Source organism: Nocardia rhamnosiphila NBRC 108938 (assembly GCF_000720425.1).
Taxonomy (GTDB): domain Bacteria; phylum Actinomycetota; class Actinomycetes; order Mycobacteriales; family Mycobacteriaceae; genus Nocardia; species Nocardia rhamnosiphila.
In genome coordinates this window covers 1-10790 of sequence record NZ_JOAJ01000026.1, presented here as the reverse complement: position 1 = coordinate 10790, position 10790 = coordinate 1, and the positions used below count along the sequence as shown (strand labels likewise).

The window sequence follows — 10790 nt, the reverse complement described above, 5'->3', positions numbered from 1 at the left end:
GTTCGATCCGCTGCTGGGCCGGTCGTTGCGGGAGGTGATGTTCACCGATCCGGACGGAGTGCTGGATCGGACGGAATTCACGCAGCCCGCGCTGTTCGCCTTCGAAGTGGCGATGACACGGCTGCTGGAATCGTTCGGTGTCACACCGGATCTCCTGATCGGCCACAGTATCGGTGAACTGGCGGCCGCCTACGTGTCCGGTCTCTGGTCGCTGCCGGAGGCGTGTGCGCTGGTGGCGGCGCGAGGCCGGTTGATGGGTGCGCTCCCCGCGGGCGGCGCCATGCTCGCGGTCGCGGTGACCGAGGACGCGGCGCGGGCGGCGGTGGCCGGATATGGCGACCGGGTGTCGCTGGCCGCGGTGAACGGTCCGGCCGCGGTAGTGCTGTCCGGTGAGCTGTCCGGTATCGAAGCCGTCGAGGCCGGCTTCGTGGCGGCCGGTGTGCGGACCGCGCGGCTGCGGGTGAGCCATGCTTTCCATTCGGCGCTGATGGAACCGGTACTCGGCGAGTTCGAGGGGGCCGCGGCGGCGGTGACCTTCCGGGAACCCTTGGTACCGATCGTGTCCAACCTCTCGGCGACCGTGGTCACCGGTGAGCTCCGTGATCCGCGGTACTGGGCGGATCAGGTCCGCGGCTGTGTGCGGTTCGCGCCCGGGATCGCGGCCGCGGCCGCGGCCGGTGTCCGCCGGTTCGTGGAGGTCGGGCCCGACGCGGTACTGACGGCCATGGTCCGGCAGTCATTGGCCGACACCCCGGATATCGAGGCCCGGTCGCTGGTGATCGCCGGCGCCCGGCGCGGCGAATCGGAGGTCATCCGGTTCCTCTCGGCACTGGCCTGGGCGCATATCGGCGGCCTCGGGGTGGACTGGACGCCGCTGTTCGCCGGCCTGCCCGGCGGCCGAGTGGAGTTGCCGGCCTATGCGTTCCAGCATCAGCGCTACTGGGCCCGGGCCGCCGTGGTGCGCGATGTGCGGCAGGCGGGGATGGCCGATCCGGACCACCCGCTGCTGGGTGCGCTGGTCCGGCTGCCGGATTCCGCCGAGGTGGTGTTCACCGGCCGGTTGACCCGGTCCGGTCGGCCGTGGCTGGCCGATCACGCGGTCGCGGGGGTGGCGCTGCTGCCCGGTGCCGCGCTGGTGGAGATGGCCCTGCACGCGGGTGCCCTGGTGGACTGCCCGCGGCTGGCCGAGCTGGTGATCGAAGCCCCGCTGCCGATCCCGGAGGCCGGGGCGGTGGCGCTGCGGGTCGTCGCATCCGGTCCGGACGAGAGCGGGACGCGGACGGTATCGATCTATTCGCGGTCCGGTGACGAGGACGCGACCGCCGGCGACGACCCGTGGTTGCGGCACGCGGTGGCCACGGTGGCCGCCGCGGGCGCGGCCGGCGCCTTCGACGCGGAGCTGGCGAGCTGGCCACCTCCGGGCGCGACCCCGGTGGATATCGGAGACGCGTACGCGGACCTGGCCGGTCACGGCTACGGGTACGGCCCGGCGTTCCGTGGACTGGGCGCGCTGTGGCGGCGCGGTGACGAGGTGTTCGCCGAGGTCGCGCTGCCGGAGCCGGTGCGGGCGGAGCATGCCGATTTCGCGCTGCATCCGGCGCTGCTGGACGCCGCGCTGCATGCGATCCTGTCCGGGGGCCTGGCGCCCGCCGCCGGGGACGGTGCGGTCGTGGTCCCCTTCGTCTGGGAGAACGTCGCGCTGTACGCCACGGGGGCGGCGACGCTGCGGGTCCGTGCCGCGGTCGCCGGTGCCGCGCCGGGCGGGGAACGGGTCGCGCTGACCCTCGCCGACTCCGCGGGCATGGTGGTGGCCGAAATCGGCGGGCTCACACTGCGCCCGCTGGCCGCCGCTGCCCTCGGAGCCGGGCGCCCGGCCGAGGGAACCGGTTACGAGTTCACCTGGGTCGAGCTGCCCGAACGCGCCGAGCTGCCCGCGACCGGTCCCTGGACCGCTACGGCCGACGGGGAGAACGTCACCGTCGCCGGGCGGGAAGTGACTGTGCTGCAGTTCGATCCGGTGGACAGGGGCAACGGGAACCTCCCGGCGGTGGTGCGGGAGTCGGTGGTCGAGCTCGGCGCGCGACTCCGGCGGCTGCCGGCCGCCGACCGCCTCGTGGTGGCGGTGACCGAGCGGGCGGTGGCCGTGCACCCGGGCGAGCCGGTGGACGCGGCCGCGGCGGCCGGATGGGGACTGCTGCGGACCGCCCAGAGCGAGAATCCGGACCGGATCCTGCTACTCGACGTGGACGACCGGACCCGGTACCGGTCCGCGCTCGCCGCGGCGTTCGGCCACGCCGGGGAACCGCAGCTGGCGGTACGCGGCAGCGCGGTCCATGTGCCGCGGATACAGCGCGCCGCCGCGGCGGCGCTCACGCTGCCGGACTCCGGCACCCGGGCCTGGGCGCTGACGCTGCGCGACAAGGGCACCCTGGCGGCGGACAACTTCCGGATCACCCACGACCCGGCGCCCTCGGCGCCCCTGGCGCCCGGGCAGGTCCGGATCGGGATGCGGGCGGTGGGACTGAACTTCCGCGATGTCCTGATCGCGCTCGGCACCTATCCGGATCCGGACGGCCGGATCGGCGGCGAAGGCGCGGGTGTCGTGCTCGAGGTCGCCGCCGATGTCACCGGATTCGCCCCGGGCGACCGGGTCTTCGGCCTGATCCCGGGGGTCGGTTCGACGGCCGTCACCGATCAGCGGCTGCTCGCGCGGATCCCGCGCGGCTGGACGTTCGCGCAGGCCGCTGCGGTGCCGATCGTCTACGCGACGGCCTATTACGGGCTGGTGGATCTGGCCGCGGCGCGGCCCGGCGAGACCCTGCTGCTGCACGCGGCCACCGGTGGTGTCGGCCTGGCGGCGGTGCAGCTGGCCCGGCACCTGGGGTTGCGGACGCTGGTGACGGCCAGCGCGCCCAAATGGAAAGTTCTGCGCGAGCTGGGTTTCGAGGAGGCGGCCATCGGCGATTCGCGCACCCTCGACTTCGAGCGCAAGTTCCTGGCCGCCACCGACGGGCGCGGGGTGGATATCGTGCTCGATTCGCTGGCGGGTGAATTCGTGGACGCCTCACTGCGGCTGCTGCCACGCGGCGGCCGGTTCGTGGAGATGGGCATGCTCGACCGGCGCGATCCGGATATCGTGGCGGCCGGACATCCCGGCGTGGATTACCACAGCTTCATGCTGATGGAGGTCGGCCCGGACCGGCTCGGCGAAATACTCGGCGCGCTCGGAGAACTCTTCGAGGCGGGTGCGCTGACGCCGGCCCGGACCACGGCGTGGGATCTGCGGCGGACGCCGGAGGCCTACCGGTATCTCGGTCAGGCCCGGCACATCGGTAAGAACGTGCTGACCGTGCCCACGCCGCTGCGGCCCGGCGGCACGGTGCTGATCACCGGCGGCACCGGCGGGCTCGGGGCGATCGCCGCGCGGCACCTGGTCACCGCGCACGGTGTGCGCAGGCTGGTGCTGGCGGGCCGGCGCGGCCCGGACGCTCCCGGTGCCGCCGAACTCGCCGCCGAACTGACCGCACTCGGGGCGAAGGTGGAGGTGGTCGCCTGCGACGCGGCCGACCGGGCCGCCCTCGACGCGGTCCTGGCGGCCGTACCTGCCGAGCATCCGCTGACCGCGGTGGTGCACGCCGCGGGTGTCCTCGCCGACGGCCTGCTCACCGGGCTGACGCCGGAGCAGTTCGCGACGGTTCTGGCGCCGAAGGTCGACGCCGCGTGGAATCTGCACCGGGCCACCGCGGACCTGGATCTGTCGGCGTTCGTGCTCTACTCCTCGATCGCGGGCGTGATCGGCAATCCGGGCCAGGCGAACTACGCCGCGGCCAATATGTTCCTCGACGCGCTGGCCCGGCACCGTCACCTGCTCGGTCTGCCCGCGACCTCGCTGGTGTGGGGGCCGTGGCAGCAGGGCAGCGGGATGACCGCGGCCCTCGGGACGGCCGAGCTCGCGCGGTTGCGCCGGGAGGGCCTCACCCCGATCGGCGCCGCGGAGGGTACGGCGATGCTGGACGCGGCACTCGCGACCGGCGGCCCGGTGTTCGCCGCGGTGCGTATCGACCGCGACGCGCTCGGTGCCCAGGATCCCGCCGCGGTGCGGGCGGTCATGCGCGGACTTCTCCGGCCCGCGCGGCGCCGCGCGGTGGAGGGCGCGGCCCAGCCGCCGGATCTCGCGGCGCAGTTGGCCGGCCGGCCCGCCGCGGAACAGGAACGGATCATCCTCGAGGTGATCCGGGTGCAGGCGGCCGCGGTGCTCGGGCACAGCAGTGCGGAAGCGACCGCACCGGATCAGCCGTTCAGCGATATCGGATTCGATTCGCTCGGCGTGATGGAGTTCCGCAACCGGTTGCGCGCCGCGGTCGGCACCCAGGTGCCGGCGACCGCCGTATTCGACTACCCGACCCCGGTAGCGCTGGCGGGCTTCCTGCGCCGGGAGATAGCCCCGGCCGAGGATCCGGTCCGCCGGATCACGGCCGAGATCGAATCCCTGGCGGACAGTTGCGCGGCGGCCGAGCTGTCGCCCGCGGACCGGACCGGTCTGGCGAACCGGTTGACCGCGCTGTTGCGCGAACTCGAGGGCACCGCCCCCGGCGAGTTCGATCCGGGCGTCGCCGCCGCGGAAAACCTCGACGCCGCGGACGACCGCGAGCTGTTCGACTTCATCGACAACCTCAGCTGACCAGCACGATCAGGAGCTCCATCCCGATGGCCGACAACGACGAGCTACGCCGGTACCTCAAAAAGACCGCGAAAGAGCTCTACGACACCAAACAGCAGTTGCGCGAGCTCACCGACCGGTCGCGGGAACCGATCGCGATCGTCGGGATGGCGTGCCGCTACCCCGGGGGTGTGCGCACGCCCGAACAGCTGTGGGAGCTGACCGCGGGCGGGGTCGACGCCGTGGGCGACTATCCCGCGGACCGGGGCTGGGATCTGGAGCGCCTGTTCGACCCGGACCCGGATGTGCCGGGCACCGTGTACACGCGGGAGGGTGGGTTCCTCGACGGCATCGGCGACTTCGACGCGGCCTTCTTCGGGATCGGCCCGCGCGAGGCCGCGGCGATGGATCCGCAGCAGCGGCTGATGCTGGAGGCGTCGTGGGAGGCGCTGGAGGACGCCGGAATCGACCCGGCATCGTTGCGCGGCAGTGACACCGGGGTGTTCGCCGGGGTGATCCATCAGTACTACGGCCCGCGGGTCGGGTCGGCGAACATCTCCGCGGAGACCGAGGGACATGCCTACCTCGGGGTGTCCAACAGTGTGCTGTCCGGCCGGATCGCCTACACCCTGGGATTCAAGGGCCCGGCCGTCTCGGTGGATACGGCGTGTTCGTCGTCGTTGGTGGCGTTGCATCTGGCGTAAGGCGTTTGCGGCGGGGGCGGATGGTACGGGTTTTTCCGAGGGTCTCGGGATGCTGGTGCTGGAAAGGCTTTCGGACGCGCGACGGCTCGGGCACACGGTCCTGGCGGTGGTGCGGGGTACGGCCGTCAATCAGGACGGCGCGAGCAACGGACTGACCGCTCCGAACGGGCCGTCGCAGGAACGGGTGATCGCCGCGGCACTCGCGAGTGCCGGTGTGGAGCCGTCCGTTCCGGTTGGGTTCGTTGAAGTCGAATATCGGTCATACCTCGGCGGCGGCGGGGGTGGGTGGTGTGATCAAGATGGTGCAGGCCATGCGGCACGGCGTGTTGCCGAAGACGCTGCATGTGGATGCGCCGACACCCCATGTGGAGTGGGATCCGGCCACAGTGCGGTTGCTGACGGAGGCGGAGCCGTGGCCGGCAGGGGAGCGGGTCCGGCGGGCGGGGGTCTCTTCCTTCGGTGTCAGCGGCACGAATACGCATGTGATCATCGAAGAACCGCCGGCCGAACCGGTCCTCGCACCCGGGGCGACCGCTCCGGCCGCCGCACCCGGGGCAACTACTCCGGCCGCCGCGCCCGCTGCCACTGGCCCGACCGCCGCGTCCGGCCCGACCGCTGTGGCCGGCGCAACCACCCTGGCCGAACCGGCCGCCGCGACGGATCTGGTTCCGTTCGTCCTGTCGGCCAGGTCCGAGGAGGCGCTGCGCGGGCAGGCGGACCGGCTGCGGCAGTGGCTGCTCGGTGCACCGGAGGCCGATCTGCACGATGTCTCCTACTCGCTGGTGACCTCGCGGGCGCTGCTCGAATGCCGCGCCGTGGTACCGGCAGCCGATCGCGGCGCACTGCTCGCCGGTTTGGCCGAGGTGGCGGCCGAGGCGCCCGGAGCGCTCGCGGGACGTGCGGGCTCGGGCCGGACCGCGTTCCTGTTCACCGGTCAGGGCGCGCAGCGGGTGGGGATGGGCGCCGGACTGTACCGGGCGTTCCCCGCGTTCGCGACGGCGCTGGACGAGGTGTGCGCGCACTTCGATCCGCTGCTGGGCCGGTCGTTGCGGGAGGTGATGTTCACCGACGCCGACGGGGTGCTCGACCGTACCGAGTTCACCCAGCCGGCGCTGTTCGCGTTCGAAGTGGCTGTACTGCGACTCCTGGAATCGTTCGGTGTCACACCGGATGTGCTGATCGGTCACTCCGTCGGGGAGCTGGCGGCGGCCTACGCGGCGGGGGTCTGGTCCCTGTCCGACGCGTGCACGCTGGTGGCCGCGCGCGGCCGGTTGATGGGGGCGCTTCCGGTGGGTGGCGCGATGCTGGCCGTGGCGGTACCGGAGACCGTGGCCCAGGAGCTGGCGGCCGAGTTCCCGGGCCGGCTCTCGGTCGCCGCGGTCAACGATCCGTCCTCGACCGTGCTCTCCGGTGACGAGGACGCCGTCTCCGAGATCGAGGTCCGGCTGGCCGCGCAGGGGGTGAAGACCAACCGGCTGCGGGTGAGCCACGCGTTCCATTCCGCGCGGATGGATCCCATGCTCGCCGAGTTCCGGGCGGTGGCTGCCGGTATCTCGTACGCGCGGCCGCAACGGACCGTGGTGTCCAATGTCTCCGGTGCGATCGACCGGGACACCCTGACCGATCCGGAACACTGGGTGCGGCAGGTCCGCGGTTGCGTCCGGTTCGCCCCCGGCGTGGATGCCGCGGTCGGCGCCGGAGTCCGGCGTTTCGTCGAGGTGGGGCCGGACGCGGTACTGGCCGCCGCGACCCGGCGCTGCCTGGCGCAGCACCCGGAGGTCGAGGCGGCCGCCGCGGTGGCCGCGACCGCGCGCCGGCCGGTCGCGTCCGGGTCCGCTACACCGGAGGACGCCGAGGTCGGGCAGTTCGTCACCGCGCTGGCGCAGATCCATATCGCCGGTGCGGAGGTGGATTGGCGGGCCTGGTCCGCCGGTCGCGTGGTGCGCCGGATCGGCCTGCCGACCTATGCCTTCCAGCGGCGCCGCTTCTGGCTGGACTCCGGCGGCGACACCGGGGTCTCCTCGCTCGGGCATCCGATCCTCACCGGGGTGGTCGGCCTCGCCGGGTCCGACGAATGGCTGTTCACCGGGCGTTTCTCGCTGCGCACCCATCCGTGGGTGGCCGATCACACGACCTACGGCGTGGTCGTCCTGCCGAGCGCGACCCTGATCGAGATGCTGCTGGTGGCGGGCGACCGGATCGGGTGCGGCACGGTCGAGGAACTCACCCTGCAGGCGCCGATCCTGCCCACCGGTGCCGACGAGATCGAATTGCAGGTGCTGGTGCAGGCGGCCGACGCACAGGGGCGCCGCCCGTTCGAGTTCTACTTCCGCGTCGCCGGCGAGACCGAGTGGGTGCACAACGCGACCGGCGCGCTGGCCGGGCCCGCCGCCGATGACGCGGACCTGCCCGCGCGGTTGCGCGACGAGCCGTGGCCGCCGGTGGATGCCGAACCGCTGGACAGCGCGGGGCTTCCGGCGCTGATCGCCAAGGACACCGGTCTGCAATACGGTCCGGCGTTCCTCGGGGTGCGGGCGGCCTGGCAGCGCGGCGATACCGTGTTCTCCGAGATCGAGCTGGATACCGCGGCGGCGCCGGAGGCCGGCCGCCATATGCTGCATCCCGCGCTGCTGGACATGGTGATGCACGCCGGGTTCTCCCGGCTGCTCTGTGGTGACGGCGACGGCGATCCCGGCACCGGCCGGCTGCTGTTCCGCTGGGGCGGTGCGCGGTTCCACGGCACGGAGTCCGGTCACCGGGCGGAGGTGACCACTCTGCGGGTGATGGCGGTCGCGACCGGACCGGAGACCATCGCGGTGGCGACCGTCGATCCGGCGGGTGATCCGGTCGTCTCCGTGGACGCGGTGGTGATGCGCCCGTACGACGTCGACGAGTTCCGCAGCAGCCTGCCCGGCGCCGCCGCGAACCTTCATCAGGTGCGGTGGGAGCCGGCCGGTCCGGGCGGGAGTGAGCAGTTCACCTGGTCGCCCGCGGTACTCGGGGACGGCGGTATATCCGGGATCGAAACCGCCTACGCGACTCCCGCCGCGGCGGCCGCGGCCGAGCGGATACCGGATGTGCTCGTCTGGCGGGCCGCCCCGGTGGCGGCCGGTGCGCCGGTGGAGGTCCGGGCCGGGGTGCGCGACGCGCTCGCTGTGTTCCGGTCCTTCCTCGCGGAGGAACGTCTCACCGCGACACGTCTGATCGTGGTGACCACCGGGGGCGCCGGTCTGCCCGGCGAGATCCCGGACCCGCGCGCCGCCGCGGTCCGGGGGCTGGCCGGCGTCGCCCGGTCGGAGAACCCCGGGCGGTTCGTGCTCGTCGACGCGGAGCCGGACCGGCCGGTGGACGGTGACCGCCTCGCGGCGGTCCTGCGGTCCGGCGAACCCCAGGTCGCGGTACGCGGCGCGGAAACGCTGGTACCGCGCCTGGCCCGGGCCGACACGTCCGCCGGCCGCGGTGCGGGGTCGCTGCCGGCGGACGCGACGGTACTGATCACCGGCGGCACCGGTGGGCTGGGCGCGCTGTTCGCCCGGCACGTAGTGGCCGAATACGGGGTGCGGCGGCTGGTGCTGGCCTCCCGGCGGGGCCTCGCCGCGTCGGGTGCCGCGGAACTGGTCGCCGAACTGGCGGCGGCCGGCGCCGACGCGCGGGTCGTCGCCTGCGATATCGCGGACCGGGACGCGGTGCGGGCTCTGCTCGACGGTATCGAAGCGGATCGGCCGCTCGCGGTGGTGCACACCGCCGGTGTGCTCGCGGACGCGACCATCGCCTCGCTGACCGCCGAGCAGGTGGATCGGGTGACCGCGCCCAAGGTGGACGGCGCCTGGTGGCTGGACGAGCTGACGCGCGACCGTGATATCGCGGCATTCGTGCTGTTCTCCTCGGTGGCCGCGATCCTGGGGTCGGCCGGTCAGGGCAATTACGCGGCCGCCAACAGTTTCCTGGACGCGCTCGCGCAGCGACGGCGGGCGGCCGGGGCGCCGGCGGTCTCGCTGGCCTGGGGTCCGTGGGACCAGGGCAGTGGGATGACCGGCGGGCTGGACCGGGTCGCGGTGGCCCGGTGGAACCGGCTGGGGCTGAGCCCGCTGACCGAAGCCGAGGGCCGGCGGCTCTTCGATGCCGCGCTGGCCGGCGTCGAGGCCTGGACGGCCCCGCTGCGCTTCGATCCGGCCGCGGTGCGCCGCGAATCCGACCCGGGCGCGGTCCCTGTGGTGTTGCGCGGTCTGGTGCGCCCGGCGGCGCGTCCGGTGCGCGCGCCGGGGGACGGCGTGGTCGCCCACGCGGGGGGCTCACTGGGCGCCGCGCTCGCGGAAGCCGCCGAGGCGCAGCGCGCGGATCTGGTCCTCGAGGTGGTCCGCGAGCAGGTCGCGGCGGTGCTCGGCCACGACTCGGGCAACGATATCCGCCCCGATCAGCGTTTCGACGAAATCGGCCTGGATTCGCTGGGCGCGGTCGAATTCCGGAACCGGCTGAGCAAGGCGTCCGGCCTGACCCTGCCCTCGACCCTTGTCTTCGATCATCCGACACCGGTGGCGGTGGCGAAGCTGGTACTGGCCCGGGTGGCGCCGACGGCGGACGCCCCGGTGAAGAAGGTCGTGCGGCGGGCGCGGGTGGACGAGCCGATCGCGATCGTGGGAATGGCGTGCCGGTTCCCGGGCGGCGCCGATTCCCCGGCGGGCCTGTGGGATCTGGTGGCTGCGGGCCGGGACGCGACGGGTGACTTCCCGGCCGACCGCGGCTGGGACCTGGAACGGTTGTTCGACGAGGACGCCGACAAGCCCGGCACCGTGTACACCCGGCGTGGCGGCTTCCTCTACGACGCGGGCGATTTCGATCCCGGCTTCTTCGGGATCGGCCCGCGGGAGGCCTCGGCGATGGACCCGCAGCAGCGCCTGCTGCTCGAGGTGTCGTGGGAGGCCCTGGAGGACGCGGGTATCGATCCGGCGTCGCTGCGCGGCAGCGATGCCGGGGTGTTCGCGGGCGCGGGATATTCGGGCTATATCGATCGGGTGGTCGGTGATCTGGAGGGTTACCGGCTCACCGGTACCACCAGCAGTGTGATCTCCGGCCGGGTGGCCTACGTGTTCGGCCTGGAGGGCCCGGCGATGACGGTCGATACGGCGTGTTCGTCCTCGCTGGTCGCCTTGCACCTGGGTTGTCAGGCGCTGCGGCGGGGGGAGAGTTCGCTGGTGCTCGCCAGCGGGGTGACCGTGGCGGCCAGTCCGTACCTCTACGTCGATTTCGCCCGGCAGCGCGGGCTCTCCCCGGATGGGCGGTGCAAGGCGTTCTCCGCCGACGCCGACGGGGTGGCCTTCGCCGAGGGTGTCGGTGTGCTGGTGCTGGAACGTCTCTCCGACGCGCGCCGTAACGGTCACGACATTCTGGCGGTGGTTCGTGGTACGGCGGTGAATCAGGATGGGGCG

General features: G+C 73.1%; 3 protein-coding genes and 1 pseudogene. All 4 read left to right on the top strand.

All coding sequences use genetic code 11. The features are described from left to right. Positions 1–10: 10 nt before the first annotated feature. Positions 11–4681, top strand: coding sequence for an SDR family NAD(P)-dependent oxidoreductase (locus IG75_RS0135405; RefSeq protein WP_345706345.1), 4671 nt, complete (start codon positions 11–13; stop codon positions 4679–4681). 26 nt (positions 4682–4707) lie between these two features. Then, entirely contained in the window at positions 4708–5364 is a 657-nt protein-coding gene (locus IG75_RS40700; protein WP_051715624.1) for a beta-ketoacyl synthase N-terminal-like domain-containing protein, read from the top strand. Continuing rightward, positions 5261–5651, top strand: a pseudogene (locus IG75_RS40985) (beta-ketoacyl synthase N-terminal-like domain-containing protein); the annotation flags it as partial. The gene IG75_RS40700 and the pseudogene IG75_RS40985, both read left to right, overlap by 104 nt. A 12-nt stretch (positions 5652–5663) precedes the next feature. Continuing rightward, positions 5664–10790, top strand: a 5127-nt coding sequence (locus IG75_RS36915; RefSeq protein WP_345769822.1) for an SDR family NAD(P)-dependent oxidoreductase, incomplete at its 3' end; no start/stop codon positions are given.